The organism is Providencia heimbachae ATCC 35613 (genome assembly GCF_001655055.1).
Classification (GTDB): domain Bacteria; phylum Pseudomonadota; class Gammaproteobacteria; order Enterobacterales; family Enterobacteriaceae; genus Providencia; species Providencia heimbachae.
Genome location: NZ_LXEW01000037.1, coordinates 66,179 through 85,094, shown reverse-complemented (window position 1 = coordinate 85,094; position 18,916 = coordinate 66,179). Strand labels below are relative to the sequence as shown.

Below are 18,916 nucleotides of genomic sequence, written 5' to 3'. Positions count from 1 at the left end.
CCTCCTTAAAAACTCAGTAGTTCACGACGACGTGCATCACGACGCTGTAAATAGCCAATAAACCAACTGCGTACACGATGGCGTAGCTTGTCCCAACCATTTGGATTAGTAATAATTTGTGCTTTAAAAAATGATGGACATAGCACCGCTGCATGGGAAACTTCACCACATAGGCCACAACCCACGCAGCTATCCATTACCGTGGCAACCGGATCGGTGCGTAATGGGTCTTCACTCGGTTTGATAGATAGTGATGGGCAACCGGATAATCGAATGCAGGAGTGATCCCCTGTACAGGTATCGGGGTCAACACCAAAACGTTCACGGACAACACGTTTTCCTGCCTCAATATCACGACGAACCACTTTTTTCTCACGGCGTTGTTTGTTCAGCATGCATTCACTTTGCGCAATCAATACTTTTGGCCCTTTTTCAGTTGTTGTTAGGGCATCACGCAAGGTATTCGTCATGGTTTTTAAATCGTAGGTATGTTTGATGGTTTTCACCCAATTGACCCCAACACCCTTGACTGCTTTTTCAATCTCATGGCCGGTACTACGAGTTGGGTTCAATGCAGTGGACGACAAAATATCTTGTCCGCCTGTTGCAGAGGTATAGTTGTTATCAATCACAATCGTTAAGTTATCACTACGGTTAAAGACGCTATTGGCAATACCGCTGGTTAATCCGTTATGCCAAAAACCGCCGTCGCCCATCACGGCAATTGCGCGTTTGCTTGCATCCGCATTGAATGCAGCTGCTCCCGCGCCACCAAGGCCATAACCCATGGTGGTATTACCTAAATTGAAAGGAGGGAGAATCGAAAATAGGTGGCAACCGATATCGGCACTGATGTGGTGTTCGCCAAGTTCACGTTCCACTAATTTCATCGCCGTAAAAATAGGGCGTTCTGGACAGCCAGTACAAAACCCTGGTGGGCGCGCATGCACTGTTTCATCTAAGGTTGGTTCTGCCGCATTGATATATTCAGGTTCTGAGTTTTCAATCTGTGGTGCAGCAACATTAATCATCGGGATACGTATTTGTTTTGCCGCTGCTTTGGCCTGTGGTTCTATTTTTCCGTAGCGTTCAAAAAAGGAACGGATCCCTGCCAGCACAGTAGCCGTGTTGTATTCCCCAGCCATTGGCAGCATATCTTTACCATGTAACGCGATATCAATATGCCGTTGGCGCAATATGTTAGCGACATTTTGCTCCACAAAGTTGGGCTGCCCTTCTTCTAATACCAAAATGGCTTTTTTATTGCTGCAAAACCGTTCAAATTCGTCATCCACTAATGGATACGCTACATTCATCACATACAAAGGGATTTTGCTATTACCAAAAACATCCGCTAAGCCAACTTGGTTTAATGCACGGATCAACGTGTTATAGCAACCGCCTTGTAGCGCAATCCCCACATCGTCGGAGTCTTCAGAAAAAAACTCATTGAGCTCGCGTTGTTTAATAAATTTAATTGCTGCTGGCCAACGGGCTTCTATTTTTTCTTTTTCATGTAAAAAACTTGCTGGTGGTAAAACAATTCTGCTGACATCACGAGTCGGATTTTCTAGCGCATCTTTAACGGTATATTTAGGGTGTTGATTATCCGCACAAACAAATTGACCATGTACATGACAAGAGCGAATACGCATTTGAAGCATAACGGGCGTGTTACTTGCCTCGGACAGGTCGAAGCCATCTTTTACGGCTTGCACAATCGACGGCAAATTCGGACGAGGATCTAACAACCACATCTGTGACTTCATCGCAAAGGCATGGCTACGCTCTTGCATAATTGACGACCCTTCACCGTAGTCTTCGCCCACGATGATTAACGCACCACCGAGTACACCACCTGATGCCAAGTTAGCAAGCGCATCCGATGCAACGTTTGTACCTACCGTCGCTTTAAAGGTAACTGCACCTCGTAGAGGATAATTGACAGAGGCCGCGAGTGTTGCAGCAGCAGTGGCTTCACTGGCACTATTTTCAAAGCGAATACCGTAATCAGATAAAATATCTTGTGCATCTGCCAGCACATCCATCAAATGGGATATTGGTGCACCTTGATATCCAGCAACGTAAGAGACGCCAGACTCTAATAATGCTTTTGTTACCGCAAGGATGCCTTCTCCGCTGAAAACTTCACCTTGCCCTTGTCGTAATTTTTGAACTTCTTGTACAAACGAGCGCTCAGCCATTTTAACCTCACCAGTCAACGTTAGAACGTTTTTATCTTTTTCGTGTTTCTTTCTTGTATCCTTTTTGTTACATAAAGGTCAATGCATGATTAATCATGTATATTAGATTTATGCAGAGAGTGGATAGCGCTCGCATATAGCGGACAAATAACCAGTAAAAACAAGGGATGAGACATTTTTTATTGCAGAAAACAGGGAAGGTTAAAACAAAACGTAGACAAGAAAAAAATACTATAAATCAGCATTTAACAGTCATTAGACCACACAAAAACAAAGGTAATAGATAATTGAACTACTTAATTACTAAATATTGATATATTAATTTATTGGTTCATTAAATAATCAGTTTAATATAGGCAACAATATGATAAATCATGTATTTTTTATAGTTTTAAAATAAAAATAACTTTATTTTTTATATTGTTACCAATATCACAATAACCGTACTCTTCTTGTTTTTCTGCACTTTTTGGATAGTTTTTGCACATATTCGGCTAGGTAAGGATTATCCTTTATGTTATGTTCGCAACACCATAAGTTACAAATAGTTTAATAAAATGTTAACGGATTTTGTTTTTGATTACCGTACGTTAATTATTTTCAACCAAGAACAAAGCGTTATATATAAACTCGATTTTAGCATAATACGTCAATACGCAAAAACACCATAAAAACTTGATTTTATTAAAATAATAATACATATAAACATCAGATATATGCTTTAAATAATTCAAGCTGTAGGTAGGCAGCGAATAAAACTATCCCGATGAGCATACACAAGTATGTGATTCGGGTAGCTTTATGAAGCTAACACCCCTACAGCTTGAAGTATGACGAGCATAAAACTGGAGGTATCTCCGATGCTGAGCAATGCACCTTATATCGAAAACCAGCTCTGCTCTTCAGAGCGCCTACTCTTTACCTCGTCTGACCCTGAAGAAATAAAATCAATGGTTGGTCGAGTAATGAAACCTCATCAATTTCATTTACTTAATCCTCATCAGCGCCTTGATGCACGCATGCACTATATTTCTATGGGTGACATTGCCCTTAGTCGTTTAAGGTATGGCGCTGACGTTTGTATTGCGCCGGGACAACTACAAGATTTTTTTCTAGTACAAATGCCGCTATCGGGTAGTGCTATCATTGAAAGTGGCGGTAAACGTTTAGAATCAAATCCACAAATGGCGTCATTACTGAGTCCTGAAGAATCCACTAGCATGCGCTGGAGTAGCGACAACGATCAATGCATGCTGCGTATTTCACGATCATTACTTGAACGCTCCCTCGTAGGACAACTTGGGCATACCTTAGATAAACCGTTGGTTTTTGAATTAGGATTTGCTTGGCAATCTTGCATCGCATGGCGCACTTTAATGAATTATTTGATTGAATGCGCAACGCGAACACCCGACCTTTTGCAACACAAGTTGATCGCCACGCAAGTAGAACAGCTGGTTTCAGTTACCTTGCTATCAACTCAGAGTCACAATTACACCGAAAATTCAGGATTAAGAAGAGCAACCATTCGCCCTCGTCATGTTCGCCGTGTTCAAGAATACTTAGAAGCCCATGCTCACGAACCCATCACGGTTGAGCAACTCGCTCATATTGCTGGGGTCAGCTTGCGCAGTTTATATGCCGGATTCAAAGAATTTTTAGATATTAGCCCAATGCAGTATTTACGTGACTTAAGAATGGAACGTGTACGTGCTGAGCTATTATCAGGGGAAGCAACGAGTGTGACTGGGGTTGCACTGCGTTGGGGTTTTGCACATATGGGGCGATTTAGCGCAGAATATAAGCAACGTTATGGTGAAACACCCAGCCAAAGCATGAAAAAAGCCTAATTGATTAACCTTTATTGATGCGCTAACAAAAGCCTCGCACAATTCAAACCTGCGAGGCTTTTCATTGATAATACTTAGAATGGAATTGACGCTTTCAGGTAAATTTGCGAGCCTTCTGGGCGATTGCGCACCTCAAAATCTTTCTCCCATTTAGCGGTAAATAACCAACCTTGTGGGTTTGCATAGCGAACCGAAGGGCCGACTGAATATGCACGCGCTTTACCTTGTGCAGAATTAGGCCCACTGTCATCGGTGGTTTGCATAAAAGCATAGCCGCCAATACCGGCAACCCACCCATTACCAAACCCCCAACCTAGTGCATAATCTGCATGGAAAGCCTGCCCTGAGCGTGTTCTGGTGTCATCATTGCGGAAGTTAAAATCGTACATCATCTTCAAATCCGCATTCACACCAACGGGAGGGATATAGCTAATTGCCCATACCGGTTGCAGCGCCCAGTAATTTTTACCCAAACTTGATGGATCAGTTTTACTGTATTTTCCAGTTGGGGCATAAGCATCTAACCCAACAACATAATGTAAATCTGCGGATGGATGATAACCAAGTGCTGGACCAAAGGTGACATCCCCTAAACCTCGGCTGGTCTCTTTTTTACCCGCAGCTTTTGCCGTCACATCCAATAATGGAATGATGGTATGAAAAGTGAGGTCACCACCTAATAGCTTTTGATCGGTAACCCAAATTAAACGAGGGGCAAGTACGTTCACATTCACGCTAAAACCCGGAACGGGAATTTTATCGCCGTTGTTATCACGGACACTGTCATAGTGTGCATTACCACCATACATCAACACATGGAACCCCGGAGGAGGCAATGCACCCGACATAAAGTTCTCTAGCCCATCAGGATAGATGCCTAAACCACCCCCTTCGGTGGCAACTGCACCAAACGAAAGTGCGCCAAGACACGAACCTGCTACCAGCCTGCTGATTGTTTTCTTATTCATCATTTTTCCTGCCATAGTGGGTTGTCTTACTGTGTGTTTTGCTTGTTATACGCACTCCCTTGCTTATCTTTTTATTTTCTACGTTTTGTTGCTAATTTTTGAGCGACTAAATAGCCGGAACCCCCACTCAATCCGGGACCAGGATGTGTTGAAGCACCAATATGAAATAGATTTTTAACCGCGGTTTGATGGGTTTTGGTTTGCCCTGATGCGGCAAAAGGGCGTAACCAGAAGAATTGATCCGGTGAACAAGTTCCTGAATAGGGATCGCCACCAACAAGATTGCAGTTATAGTTTTCTAAATCTGCGGGGGAAATGGCTTTACGCCCGACGATTAATGAAGAAAAACCGGGCATTACCAACTCTAAACGTTGTTGAATTCTGTCCGCAACCGCTTCGCGAACGTCTTCATTCCAGCGTCCATCATCAGGAATAGATATTTCACCCGCCGCATCCCCTTTTAAATAACGCGGTAACTCTTGCATTTGGATCCATAAAATCCACCCGCCATCCGGTGCTCGACTAGGGTCTAATGCCGTAGGCTGGCCAATACCAAAAGTGGGTTTGTCAGGTAACAATCCATTATTTGCCTGTGTGACGGACAAACAAACTTGTTCCATACTTTCGGTAAAATGTACTAAAGGTACGTTAATCAGCTCTGGATTACACCACGGAGGTGGAGCACTCAACGCAAAGTGTATCTGCATACCTGCTCGACCATAGCGATACCCTTTAGCGCTTTGCATTACTTGAGGTGATACGTCATCAAGCAGTGATCCATAAAGCTGGGTTGGCGTAACATTGCACACCACACTTTCCGAGGCATGGATCATTTGTCCATCAACCATCACCCCTGTTGCTCGGCTATTTTTACCACTACCTTGAGTCATGATTTTTTCGACATGCATACCCGTTTGTAGCTGGCCACCATGCTGCTCGATGACTTTGGTAAATGCCTCGACAATACGATAGCTTCCCCCTTTAACAACGGGCATTCCCCCTGCGACGACTGCCGCAAAAGTGAGTTTTCCAATCAGTGCAGAACTGGCTTCATCAGGCCCTAACCCTGTATGAAGAACCCAAGGAGCCATCAATGCACGGCTAAAGTCATGTTGTAGTTCACGCTCTGACCAGCGACGAAAACTTTCGATTCCCGACTTTGCAAAGTCGAGCAGCCCATCAACCCCACGTTGACGCCACTGCGAAAACAGCAGTTTTAGCATGCTACCGCTATACGGATTTTGCCCCAATAAGCCGAAAGTCAATGCGGCATCTTCAGTGAATAATTTGTCCGCCATTTTGCGAAATGCCACACCATCACCGGGAGCCAGACTTTCAAGTTGTTGAGCCGCTTGTGCGATATCGCGTTTTAAGGCGATTGATTTGCCACTTGGCTGAACTAGCCCTGTAGAGTAATCACATTGTGCAAATTCTAATCCCTGCTTTTTCAAAAAAGGCTCAAGTTCTTGGTAACCGGGACTCCCCACAAATAATGAATACCAGCAAGAAAGTAGGTCATGGGTATAACCCTCAAATAGGTTTTCTGTGCGTATACAGCCACCTAAGCGATCATTTCTCTCTAATACCAATACCGATTTTCCGCGCACCGCCAATAAGGCGGCACACATTAAAGAGTTCATTCCGCTACCTACCACAATCACTTGCGGATTAGATAATGTCGCCATACATCACCCCACCAGCGCTAATACGCGTAATGGGCTACCAGAACCCCCTTCAATTTTTAATGGGGCGGCGACAATAACGACACCAGTGGCTGGCAATTTATCGAGGTTTTTCAAGCACTGTAAGCCATATTTGTTATTACCATGCATTAACGTATGACATGGATAAGGCACTGGCCAGCCGTAAGATTGCCCCGCATCGGTATTGATAGTTTCAACACCAAAACCTTTTACATCACGCTGATGAATTAACCATTCAACCGCTTCTTGGGAAGGCCCTGGTGTATGAGCTCCATCTTCTTGCATGTTGACGAAAGCTTCAGGATTATCTGCTTTTTTCGACCAATCAGTTCTTAGTAATACCCAAGCCGCTTTCGGGATTTTGCCGTGTTTTTCTTCCCATTTTTGCAAAAAATCAACCGTTAGTACCCAATCTGCATTTTGTGCAACTTCTTTACTAGCATCCACCACGACGGCAGGTGCGACAAAGTGGTGGACAGGGATGGTATCTACCGTATTGTTGGCTTGATCTTTACCGCTTATCCAGTGAATTGGGGCATCAAAGTGCGTTCCTGTGTGCTCACCACAACTAAAATTATTCCAATACCAGCCGGGGCCGTTATCGTCATAGCGTGAAATTTGTTCCATGCTAAATGACCATACTTGCCCAAATTGTTCAGGCAGTTGCAGCGCTGGAAATGATGGCGTCAGTGTTTGTGTTAGGTCGATGACTTGAATATTACCTTGCTGTAATTCAGTGGCAAATGACATTAGAGCTTGCTGGTTCATAGTATCTCCCGCGCTTAGCGCGCTTCATGTAAAGCGGTAAAAGCACCACTGTGAAAAACTAAAGGTTTGCCAGTTTCACTGCCAATACGGCGAACATGCCCAACCATCAATAAATGGTCGCCAATATGATCTTGTTTATGGTTTTCACACACCAAGGTCGCTATCGCCCCGTGTAATGCAGGAATACCTTCCGGTGTAATGTGAATGGCAACATCTTCAAATTTATTTTCAATTCGTGGATTTGCAAAACGCATCGCAAGTTCTTGATGATCTTTACCCAAAATATTGATGGTAAAGTGTTGGCAATCACGAAAAACCGCTAAGTTCGGGGAATGATTGACTAAACTCCACAGTACTAACGGTGGATCTAATGAAAGGGAAGCGAATGAATTAATCGTCACGCCAACATCACGACCGTCTGCGGTACGCGTCGTGACGACGGCGACCCCCGTTGGGTAACAACCAAGCAAATTGCGTAAGGTTTTTGATTCAAATTCGGTATGACCCCATGGGCTGTCGCACATTAGCGTATCCTCTGCAATCATTGACATACTCATATTTCCCCCTTATGCACGGGCTTCTTCCATCATTTGTGACTGGATATACGCTTCACAGGCTTGGCCATCTTTCCACCATGGGAATAGCACTGGCGGGTAGTTAAAGGCGTTGGCGATGGTATGAGCAAGGGAAGGTAATTGCTGTGCAGCATCTAATAAATGCAGGATATGTGGCTCTGGTGGTGCTAATAATGAATTAGTCCATTCCACGACACGGCTACCATATTTCCAGAACTGCTCGAAGGTTTCGTTCATCCATTGGGCGGTATACGGCTTATCACCATGAGCTAAAATGGCGTCATAGTAGACTTTACACGCTTTTGTCGCATTGTTAGAACCTTGGCCGGTTAAGGGGTCGTTAGTGACTAATGCATCTCCGAGACCAAACACAATCTTACCTGATGGTAGAGTTAATACCGGTTTACGCACTGTTGGTGCAAAACGTCCCGCTAAGATGCCATTTTCATCAGTTAGCTCAATATTGCGGCAGCGATCCGCTTCCCAAGGTAAATAGGTATTGAGGATTTTTTGGCTGTACGCTAAGTGCTCTTGTGGGGTACGTGCTTCATTCCATTGATCCATCGGACCACCGGGAACACCCTCAAAAACCATGATGTGGCAATCACCGCTATTGGTTAGCGATGGGAACACAAAATACTCTCCAACGCCCGGTATCAAGTTAAAGGAAACTTGTGAATATTCCGGTGTTGGCAACATACCGTGAACATAAGTCAGTGCCAGAGCACGCTGAGGTTTATCATAAGGGGAGCGAGACGCATCACGTTCTAACAGCTTAACTATCTCCCCTTTTCCACCTGCAAGTACCACTAAATCATGGGTTTCGGCTAAACGTTCAAGCTCTGCAACCCCTACATCTTCAATACGCAAATTGCCACCACGTGCAGAAAATAGCTCCATCAAGTAAGGCATTTTGATACGCTGATCAACCGCTTGGGCATAATTATCTAACCGAGAGCGCCATGTAATCGCTTTTTCACCCGGTTTTTCAGGATGAGGTACCGTAAAACCAATGCCTTCAACGGGTGGACATTCGTTTTCCCAAAAATTGATCCCTAAATCACGCTCAAATTGCAGTGAAATATCGAACATACATTGGCTCGACATCACACGACCATTTCTCACATCATCTGGTGTGCGGTTAGTGGCAACCGTCACTTCATAACCTTTATCTAGCAGACCTAAAGCCAACGGCATACCCGCTTGACCACCACCTACGATTGCTATACGACGCATAGTTTTTTCCTCAATGAAATTAAAATTACGGTGCCTTATTCAGCAAGACGGGGAATTGCGGGTTTAGCCTGTTCAGGCCCCATCGCGGAGTAACCGCCATCGACGGCGTAATCTGCGCCGGTAACAAAACTGGCGAGATCAGAAAGGAGAAACGCAACGACTTGAGCAATTTCTTCAGGGTCGCCAACACGTTTTAATAGGTGATAATCCGCTGCAACACGGTCAGTTTTTTGGCGATCGCCACCGGTGATTTCGTCCATCACACGGGACCATGTCCAACCAGGGGATACCGAATTCACACGAATACCATCTGCGGCATAATCCATCGCTTGGCTACGCGTTACTTCAAGCATCGAAGCTTTTGAGGCGGGATAGAGCCAACGACCCGTTTGGGCAACAGAAGAGGAGATACTGGTAAAGTTAACAATCGCCCCTTTACCGGCACGAGAAAAATGAGGTTGCGCAAATTGCGCGGCCATCACAGCACTTACTACGTTGATATTCAAAGCAGTGAGCCAATCCTGCCTTGTGGATGACTGGCCTTCGTCAAGATAAGTGGCGGCCAGATTGACTAAAAAATCGAGTTGCCCGTATTTTTGCGCAACGCGATCAATACCCTGTTTAAGTTGGTTATCATCGGTAATATCAACCGCTAAAAAATCAATACTTGGCTCTGATTGAGCCACTTTTTCGCCATTGACTTGGTCGATATCAAAAATAGTGACTTTGACGCCATAGGCACTCAGTATTTTCGCTACCGTGGCACCTATTTTGGTTGCACCGCCGGTAACGATTGCGACTTTCTTATTCAAACCTTTCATTTTCTGTGCCCTCTTCGCGATCATTCGCTCACAATAAATTCACAAATAATTAACACAGTGAATCATTACGCAAAAAAAGGGAAAATCGGTAGCCGCTGCACGCAAGGATTATCCACACAGCGCGGCTATTTAAAAAATAAGATGATGATATGATTGAGTAAATAGCCACATTTTGCATTGGCTATCCAGATAATGAGAAGTGTGATTTATGGACGCTCTAAAATTCGCGCTCCTGGTCCTCTTTTGCCCAATACATCGTCAGGGTTTCTTAGCGGGCAATCGCTCAACGAAAGACAACCGCAACCAATACAGTTATCCAGTTCATTACGTAAACGCGTTAATTGTCTAATACGCTTATCTAAAGAGGTTTTCCATTGCGTTGACATCTCTTTCCACTGATCAGATGTCAGCTTACTATTTGCCGGAAAACGCCCAAGTGCATCTTGAATTTCTTTCAGGGGAATACCGGTACTTTGTGCCACCTTGATAATAGCAATATAACGCAGCACAACTGCAGGAAAACGCCTTTGGTTTCCTTGTGTTCGCGTGCTTTGGATTAACCCTTTCGCTTCATAAAAATGTACCGTAGAAACAGGAACACCAGAACGTTTTGCCACCTCTCCAACCGTTAATGCCCTTGTGAAATCTATTGTTTCTTCTTTGATTTCTCGCGGTTTTGTCGTTTTCGTGTGCTTCTCTGTCATTTTCATACACCTTTGCTTGACCTCAACTTAACTTAAGGTTTTATAGTGCCCCCCTCTAAGTTTGTCAATTTATGTTATTTAATTTTTGTTGCATACCGGCGAATTAGCCAGTCTGCATTTCGCACTCATTGCGCAAAAGTAGTAGAAAAATTAGATAGGGAAATATCATGAGTAAAAAAACAATCATAACCCTCTGTGTGGCGCTAGCTGTAGTCGGGGGTGGCACAGCTATTTATTCAACTTATGCGCAAACAAATGAAGATGAACAGGCTGCGTTTCAATATCCGCCCGTCAAAGTGGCATTAGCACCAGTGACACTCGCGAATGCCCCCCGTACTTTCTATGGTGTTGGCGAGTTAGAAGCGGGTAGCCAAGTTTTTGTTGCCGCTGAAACCAATGGCCGGATCACTAGAATTAATTTTGAATCAGGTCAGCAAGTTAAAAAAGGCGAGTTGCTCGTGCAACTTAATGATGCCGTTGAGCAAGCGGATCTTGCCCGTTACCAAGCACAGATGCGTAACGCATCACGCTTATATGAACGAACACGTTCATTATCTGCGCAGCACTTAGTCGCTGAAGCTCAAGTTGATAGTACTCGAGCCGAGCGAGATATTGCACAAGGGTTAATACGCCAAACCCAAGCATTAATTGCGCAAAAAGCGATTCGAGCCCCATTTGATGGCACGATTGGTATTCGCCAAGTCCACGAAGGGCAGTATTTAAGCCCCGGAGAACCCATTGCTAGTCTTGTTGATACCCAAACATTAAAACTTAACTTTTCTTTAGATGAGCAGGCATCCCCTGAATTACACCAAGGACAAGTGGTTGATATTACAGTTGATGCCTATCCTGAACAAACCTTCCCTGCCCATATTACTGCCATCGATCCGCTTATCGGAAAATCACGCACCATTGCGCTACAAGCCACATTGCAAAATAACCATGGCACCTTAAAAGCTGGCATGTATGCCAATGTGAATGTCATTCGCCAAGCCAGTAATAAAGTGCTGACGATCCCTGAAACGGCGGTCACTTATACCGCTTATGGGGATACCGTCTTCATCGCTGATGGTAATGCTGATGCCATGACTGCAAAAAGGATCTCCGTCAAAACAGGTCAGCGCTGGGATGGAAAAATCGAGATTGAACAGGGAATTAGTGCAAATGATAAGGTTATTACCTCTGGGCAATTACGTCTAAATAATGGCTCAGCGATTACGCCCGCAGCACAAGATACATTAGCAAAATCAACAGAAAATACCGCGAAAGGTTCATAAGGAAGGCGTCATGAAATTTACTGATGTTTTTGTACGTCGGCCGGTGCTAGCGCTGGTAGTAAGTGCATTAATTGTTTTAGTTGGTTTATTTGCCTTGAGCAAACTGCCTATTCGCCAATACCCACAGCTAGAAAGTTCCACGATTACAATTACCACCCAATATCCGGGCGCATCGGCTAAGTTAATGCAAGGATTTGTGACACAGCCAATCGCGCAAGCCGTCTCCTCGGTTGAAGGTGTTGATTATTTATCATCATCTTCAGTACAAGGAAGTAGCCTTGTTACTGTGCGAATGGAGTTAAATCGCGATTCAACTCAAGCACTTACGCAAGTTATGGCGAAGGTTAATCAGGTACGCTATAAACTGCCTAAAGAAGCTTATGACCCGGTAATTGAGCTCTCCTCTGGGGAATCAACGGCAGTCGCCTATATTGGTTTTTCCAGTACCGAGCTTTCTATTCCCGCATTAACGGATTACATCTCACGCGTCATTGAACCGATGTATACCTCCATTGATGGCGTGGCAAAAGTCCAAGTTTTTGGTGGACAACAACTGGCAATGCGCTTATGGCTAGATGCCGATAAACTCGCAGGGCGAGGGTTGACCGCCGCAGATGTTGCGCAAGCTGTACGTCAAAATAACTACCAAGCTGCCCCGGGTAAAGTAAAAGGGGAATATGTCCTTTCTAACGTCTACGTCAACACCGATTTAACGAACGTTGATGAATTTCGCGACCTTGTTATCCGCAATGATGGTAATGGGCTGGTACGATTAAAAGATGTTGGCACCATTGAATTAGGTGCATCCTCAACAGAAACAAGTGGTTTGATGAATGGTGAACCGGCAATTTACCTCGGTTTGTTTGCCACACCAACAGGTAACCCGCTGGTTATTGTTGATGGTATGAATCAACTCATGCCTGACATACTTAAAACATTGCCACCGGGGGTCAAAGTTGAGATGGCCTTTGAAACTTCCCGCTTTATCAAAGCCTCAATAGACCAAGTGATCAATACGCTTGTTGAAGCGTTGCTGATAGTTATTGTGGTTATTTACCTGTGTCTAGGTTCTATTCGTAGTGTGATTATCCCTATTCTCGCAATTCCATTATCGATGCTGGGTGCCGCTGCGCTGATGATGGCTTTTGGCTTTAGTATCAATTTATTAACGCTTTTAGCCATGGTTTTAGCTATCGGGCTAGTGGTCGATGATGCCATTGTTGTAGTGGAAAACGTGCATCGCCATATCGAGGAAGGGAAATCCCCTGTTTTGGCCGCACTCATTGGTGCGCGAGAAGTTGCAGGCCCCGTTATCGCCATGACCATCACCTTAGCGGCTGTTTATGCGCCGATTGGATTGATGTCGGGGTTAACTGGCGCGTTATTTAAAGAGTTTGCCTTAACCTTAGCGGGCGCAGTGATTGTATCCGGTATTGTGGCACTCACGCTTTCCCCGGTGATGAGCTCATTTATGTTGAATTCACAACAAAATGAAGGACGAATGGCGCGCATGGCGGAAAAATTCTTTGCCACATTGGCAAACTACTACACCATTGTGCTGAATTTTTCCCTAAAAAATCGCTGGATAACCGGAATAATTGCTGTTGCGGTGGTGATTAGCTTACCGATACTTTACCAATCGGCCCCCCGCGAATTAGCCCCTGTAGAAGACCAATCGAGTATTTTGACGGCAATTAAATCGCCACAACATGCCAACCTTGAGTATGTAGAACGTTTTTCTCGCAAGTTGCATGATGTCTTTATGGAATTACCAGAAACAGAAAGCACATGGATCATCAATGGTACTGATGGCCCATCCTCAAGCTTTGGTGGTACCAATCTTACATCATGGGAGGAACGTTCTCGCCCTGCATCGGTAATCCAATCAGACTTACAGGGTATGGTCGGGGATGTCGAAGGAAACAGTATTTTTGTTTTCCAACTACCTGCTTTACCCGGCTCAACAGGCGGTTTACCCGTTCAGATGGTGTTAAGAACCTCACAAGATTATCCGGTGTTGTACCGAACGATGGAAGATATCAAACAGAAAGCTCGAGAAAGTGGGCTATTTATGGTGGTCGATAGCGACCTAGACTATAACAATCCCGTTGTAGAAGTGCGGATTAATCGTTCGAAAGCCAATAGCCTCGGTATTCGTATGCAGGATATAGGTGAATCCCTCAACTTATTAGTGGGTGAAAACTATATCAACCGTTTTGGTATGGATGGCCGCTCTTATGATGTTATCCCTCAAAGTATTCGTAGCCAACGTCTAACGCCTGATGCGCTCTCGCGCCACCACATTAAAGCGCAGGATGGTACGATGATCCCTCTGTCAACCGTCGTCGAAATTAAGACACAAGTTGAGCCGAATAAACTCACACAATTTAATCAACAAAATGCGGCTATTTTCCAAGCCATACCGGCTCCCGGTGTGACTATCGGTCAAGCGGTGACTTATCTTGATGAAATAGCCAGTGAGTTACCCGCCGGCTTTAGCCATGACTGGCAATCTGATTCACGCCAATATCAACAAGAAGGAAACACCCTTGCCTTTGCCTTTATGGCGGCGCTACTCATTATTTATCTCGTTCTTGCTGCACAATATGAAAGTTTAGTAGACCCGCTCATCATTCTGATCACCGTACCACTATCGATTTGTGGCGCGTTAATCCCGCTAGCGCTGGGTTATGCCACTTTGAATATCTATACCCAAATAGGTTTAGTCACCCTAATAGGATTGATTAGTAAACACGGTATTCTCATGGTCGAATTTGCGAATGAACTGCAAACTCATGAGGGATTAGATAGACGACAAGCCATTCTTAAGGCTGCACAAATTAGGTTACGCCCAATCTTAATGACCACTGCGGCAATGGTGATCGGCTTGGTACCTTTATTGTTTGCTACTGGTGCAGGTGCGAATAGTCGCTTTGGATTAGGCCTTGTGATTGTGACCGGAATGCTCGTCGGAACACTGTTTACCTTATTTGTGCTGCCGACGATTTACTCGCTACTTGCTCGTAATCATAGTGCAACGGCATTAACACCAAGGCGCTATGAGCTTGCCGAAGCTAACCGCTTGATTAAAAAAACTGAGGAGACATCCCAATGAGAAATACATTAACCCCTCGTCATCAAAAAAATAGCCATGTGATGAATGAAATTAACGTTAACGTAAAGAGTAACAGTATGGCGATGCTAATGATTTATCATGGGATCACCCCATCTACAAAAAAAGCAAATACCACAAATGATGTGAACTTATACCATAAAACAGTAAGATAACGCGGCTTTCTCACTAAGCTTAAATAAACCGCATAACAGATAACCTATTCAGGTAATCCATTGTTATGCGGTTATTTATTACCCTTCGTAGAACGCAAATACCAAATTACCTTCTTTGATAATAATCGGATTTCCCGGTAAGGCATCCAGTACAGTATATTGTGAGCGGGTGACCACGACTGCAACATTACGATAATGATGTTCTTTTAGTAACTCAGGTAGCTGGTCTAAGCGATAAAAACGATTCGCCGCATCCGGGTACTTCAACCCGTAGCCCAACTCACCCGTTTGGTGAAGCATTGTAATATCGCTACGTTTTAATACCCACGCTAGGGATGTGCCAATCCCAACATTATTTGTAAGTAATACAGCCCTATCTGCTAGTTGATCTTGGTATTTGGCGATAACATTTTGCGGAGTATTATTACTCTCAATATATTTGGGTATAACATGGCCAATGCTTAAACTTAACACTAGGGTACACGCAGCAGCTAAATACCAAAGATCCCGCCTAAATGAAACTAAAGCAACCAAAGCCCAAAAAATAAATGCGCCCGCGGCTAGCCAGAGTTTGTTGGCCTCATCCATTTGATAGACATTTATTTTTGGAAAATAAGGCGAAGCAATAATTACACCTGCGGCTAATAGCCCAATAAGTAGGTTAATCAGTGAATTAAGACGGATAGCGCCAACTTTATTCCCTATCAATGCCTTATCAATATAAGCGGCAAGCAAGATCGCAATTGGCGCGATACAGGGTAGAATATAAGTCAGTAGCTTCCCTTTTGTGATGCTGAAAAAGAGGAACGGAATGAGAAACCAAAGAAGAAAGTAGAGATAGATGCCCTTTTCTCGCCATGCATTAACCATCGAGGCAAAGAAATACCCTAACCAAGGAATAAGCGCAGCTAATAGGATCGGCACATAAAACCAAATTGGTGATTTGTTTTGCGCATCATCTGACATAAAGCGCTGAACATGCTCAACCCAGAAAAAATAATTCCAATAATCAGGCTCTCGGCTCGCAATAACAAAAGCCCAAGGTAAACAAATAAGAAAAGCCGTAAAAATAGCAACGAATGAAAAAAAGAAGATTTCTTTAAACTGTTTAAAATAAATTGCAGCGGTTGCACAGACTAACGTCGGTAAAGCTAACACGATGAAACCTTTAGTAAGTACACCAAAGCCGCAGGCAACTCCGATAAAGATAAATGCAATCAATTTATGACTAAACGAAGTGGTTGTTAATCCCCATTGAAAAAAGAAGATAATCATCGTAATAAATGCAGTCACAATCGGATCAAGAATATTGTAGGTACCAATGGTAAAAACCATTAACATTGATAGATAGATAAAAGTCGCATTGAACGCGATACTTTCTTTTTTCCATGCCAATTTAGCACTAAGATAAACAAAAAAACCGCTTAATAATGTACTGAATACTGCACCAAGCCGTACAGAAACATTATTTTCACCGAATAACATTTGGAATACCGCCCCCACCCAATAGCCAAAAATGGGTTTTTCAAAATAGCGTATATCCAGTAGTTCAGGCACACTCCAATTATAACTACGCACTAATTCACGGCTGATTTCAGCATAACGCAGCTCATCAGGCTGCCACAATAGTCGCCCATTTAAAGGTAAAAAATAGGTTAGTAATACAAAACCAAATAACAGACACCACTTAAGGTAGGCAATTTTATTATTTGCCATCATCATCTTATCTCAACCATTCTTGTTATGAATATTTAATAATTAGTCGCTTTTAACTTATGACCTGCATTCATCATTTTTCTATTATGACTATTATCATTGGCTTGGCTAAACCTGCGATAAACAAATCAAAATTAACGCTCAGAACATTGCTTTATATAAACAATCAATAAATGAAGATTATATTAATTTTATACAATAAAGATAAGACGTAAGACTCAAGGTTAAACTATTAGTTCAGCGAAAACCCCCTTTTCTAACGGCATGTAATAAATAATTAATCATTTTTAATTTTAAGAATTAAAATTAAAGCTCGCCAGTCAGGATATCAGCAATTAAAAAGCTATTAACGGCGATAAAATAGACCGATAATAGCTTTAGTTTTGGGTTTCCAGCTTAAAAAACAACCAAATCTATCTTAATTATTTCGCTGCATTCAGCGCTTGTTCAAGATCGGCTAAAATATCATCAATATGTTCAATACCAATTGATAAGCGGATCATATCCCGTGATACACCGGCTTGCGCTAATTCCGCATCATTTAATTGACGATGTGTTGTCGATGCAGGGTGGCACGCCAACGATTTAGCATCGCCAATATTAACTAATCGCACAATAAGTTTTAGCGCATCAATAAAATGTGCGCCGGCTTCTTGACCACCTTTGATACCAAACGACAAGATCCCTGCAGGCTTGCCGCCCATATATTTTTGCGCTAATGCGTGTTCTGGACTGCTGGCAAGTCCCGCATATTTAACCCATTCAACCTGTGGATGTTTCTCCAAATAATTAGCCACTTTTAACGCATTTTCTGTATGGCGTTCCATTCTTAATGCTAATGTTTCTAAGCCTTGAAGAATTAAAAATGAATTAAATGGGGACAATGCCGCACCCGTTCCACGCAGCGGGGCGACACGGCAACGTGCAATAAAAGCTGCTGCACCAAAGTGTTCGGTATAACTGACACCGTGATAAGCGATATCAGGCTCAATCAACAATGAATAACGGTCTGGGTACTGTGCCCACGGAAATTTACCTGAATCAATGACCATGCCACCCAGCGATGTTCCATGCCCACCAATATATTTAGTCAATGAATGCACCACAATATCAGCCCCATGCTCAAATGGACGGCATAGGTAAGGTGTAGCTACCGTATTATCAACAATTAATGGTACGCCATGGCGATGAGCGGCTTCAGCTAATGCCGCTATATCAACGATAAAACCGGCGGGGTTCGAGATAGTTTCACAAAATACAGCGCGCGTTTTATCATCAATTAATGCTTCTAATGCAGCGATATCATCATGCTCGGCAAAACGCGTTTCAATGCCTAAACGAGGCAAAGCATGGGCAAGTAAGTTATAGGTTCCACCGTACAACTTAGCCACAGAAACAATATTATCCCCTGCTTGAGCAACGGTTTGAATGGCATACGTGATTGCCGCCATACCTGATGCAACCGCAAGCCCTGCAATACCACCTTCTAAAGCAGCAACGCGTTGCTCCAACACATCATTGGTCGGGTTCATAATACGAGTATAAATATTTCCAGCAACTTTCAAATCAAACAAATCAGCGCCATGTTGGGTATCGTCAAACGCGTAAGAGGTTGTCTGGTAAATCGGTACTGCCACGGATTTTGTTGTTGGGTCTGGAGAGTAGCCTGCGTGAATCGATAATGTTTCTAATTTCATTTGTTATCCTTGTTATGACGCACTAAAACGGACTGCCAGATTAGGTGACCATTTATTTGTTACGTGACTGTTATATCAATAGATATTACCTAAGACTATTTTTCAAACA

The 18,916-nt window shown here is 43.5% G+C and carries 14 protein-coding genes; 4 read left to right on the top strand and 10 right to left on the bottom strand.

What is annotated here, in order from left to right; translation table 11 throughout:
* Positions 1-5: 5 nt before the first annotated feature.
* Positions 6-2,204: a thiamine pyrophosphate-dependent enzyme gene (locus M998_RS12910; protein ID WP_068437446.1), complete on the bottom strand. Its 2,199-nt coding sequence runs from the start codon at positions 2,202-2,204 to the stop codon at positions 6-8.
* Between the two features lie 860 nt (positions 2,205-3,064).
* Here M998_RS12910 and M998_RS12905 point away from each other — a divergent pair.
* On the top strand, positions 3,065-4,054 hold the full coding sequence (locus tag M998_RS12905) for an AraC family transcriptional regulator (RefSeq protein WP_068437443.1): 990 nt from the start codon (positions 3,065-3,067) through the stop codon (positions 4,052-4,054).
* Positions 4,055-4,128: 74 nt separating this feature from the next.
* Here M998_RS12905 and M998_RS12900 read toward each other — a convergent pair whose 3' ends face one another.
* From M998_RS12900 to soxR, 7 genes are all read right to left on the bottom strand, one after another.
* Positions 4,129-5,025, bottom strand: a complete 897-nt coding sequence (locus tag M998_RS12900; RefSeq protein ID WP_068909310.1) for a SphA family protein — start codon at positions 5,023-5,025, stop codon at positions 4,129-4,131.
* Positions 5,026-5,093: 68 nt separating this feature from the next.
* Positions 5,094-6,707, bottom strand: coding sequence for a phytoene desaturase family protein (locus M998_RS12895; RefSeq protein WP_068909221.1), 1,614 nt, complete (start codon positions 6,705-6,707; stop codon positions 5,094-5,096).
* 3 nt (positions 6,708-6,710) lie between these two features.
* A complete protein-coding gene (locus tag M998_RS20095) occupies positions 6,711-7,493 on the bottom strand; it encodes a cyclase family protein (RefSeq protein WP_068437437.1) in 783 nt (260 codons plus the stop codon).
* A gap of 14 nt (positions 7,494-7,507) precedes the next feature.
* The gene (locus tag M998_RS12885) at positions 7,508-8,050 is read right to left on the bottom strand and encodes a flavin reductase family protein (protein ID WP_232007529.1); all 543 of its coding nucleotides are present in this window, start codon (positions 8,048-8,050) and stop codon (positions 7,508-7,510) included.
* Positions 8,051-8,059: 9 nt separating this feature from the next.
* Positions 8,060-9,304: a styrene monooxygenase/indole monooxygenase family protein gene (locus tag M998_RS12880; RefSeq protein ID WP_068909219.1), complete on the bottom strand. Its 1,245-nt coding sequence runs from the start codon at positions 9,302-9,304 to the stop codon at positions 8,060-8,062.
* Positions 9,305-9,339: 35 nt separating this feature from the next.
* Entirely contained in the window at positions 9,340-10,125 is a 786-nt protein-coding gene (locus M998_RS12875) for an SDR family oxidoreductase (RefSeq protein ID WP_068437432.1), read from the bottom strand.
* 206 nt (positions 10,126-10,331) lie between these two features.
* On the bottom strand, positions 10,332-10,829 hold the full coding sequence (gene soxR, locus M998_RS12870; RefSeq protein WP_068437429.1) for a redox-sensitive transcriptional activator SoxR: 498 nt from the start codon (positions 10,827-10,829) through the stop codon (positions 10,332-10,334).
* 167 nt (positions 10,830-10,996) lie between these two features.
* Here soxR and M998_RS12865 point away from each other — a divergent pair, with 167 nt between their 5' ends.
* The 3 genes from M998_RS12865 to M998_RS19575 are packed head-to-tail and all read left to right on the top strand — an operon-like array spanning position 10,997 to position 15,394.
* Complete coding sequence (locus M998_RS12865) at positions 10,997-12,106, top strand: efflux RND transporter periplasmic adaptor subunit (RefSeq protein ID WP_068909217.1); 1,110 nt, start codon at positions 10,997-10,999, stop codon at positions 12,104-12,106.
* Between the two features lie 10 nt (positions 12,107-12,116).
* Positions 12,117-15,221 carry a MexW/MexI family multidrug efflux RND transporter permease subunit gene (locus tag M998_RS12860; RefSeq protein WP_068909215.1) on the top strand — a complete coding sequence of 1,035 codons (3,105 nt, stop codon included), beginning with the start codon at positions 12,117-12,119 and terminating at the stop codon, positions 15,219-15,221.
* The gene (locus M998_RS19575) at positions 15,218-15,394 is read left to right on the top strand and encodes a hypothetical protein (protein WP_156474077.1); all 177 of its coding nucleotides are present in this window, start codon (positions 15,218-15,220) and stop codon (positions 15,392-15,394) included. The genes M998_RS12860 and M998_RS19575 overlap by 4 nt, the downstream gene beginning before the upstream one ends.
* 78 nt (positions 15,395-15,472) lie before the next feature.
* On the opposite strand, the gene arnT is transcribed toward M998_RS19575, so the two are convergent.
* Both arnT and M998_RS12850 read right to left on the bottom strand, forming a co-directional pair.
* The gene (gene arnT, locus M998_RS12855) at positions 15,473-17,116 is read right to left on the bottom strand and encodes a lipid IV(A) 4-amino-4-deoxy-L-arabinosyltransferase (protein ID WP_068437419.1); all 1,644 of its coding nucleotides are present in this window, start codon (positions 17,114-17,116) and stop codon (positions 15,473-15,475) included.
* Positions 17,117-17,532: 416 nt separating this feature from the next.
* Positions 17,533-18,807, bottom strand: a complete 1,275-nt coding sequence (locus M998_RS12850) for a bifunctional O-acetylhomoserine aminocarboxypropyltransferase/cysteine synthase (protein ID WP_068437416.1) — start codon at positions 18,805-18,807, stop codon at positions 17,533-17,535.
* Positions 18,808-18,916: the final 109 nt, after the last annotated feature.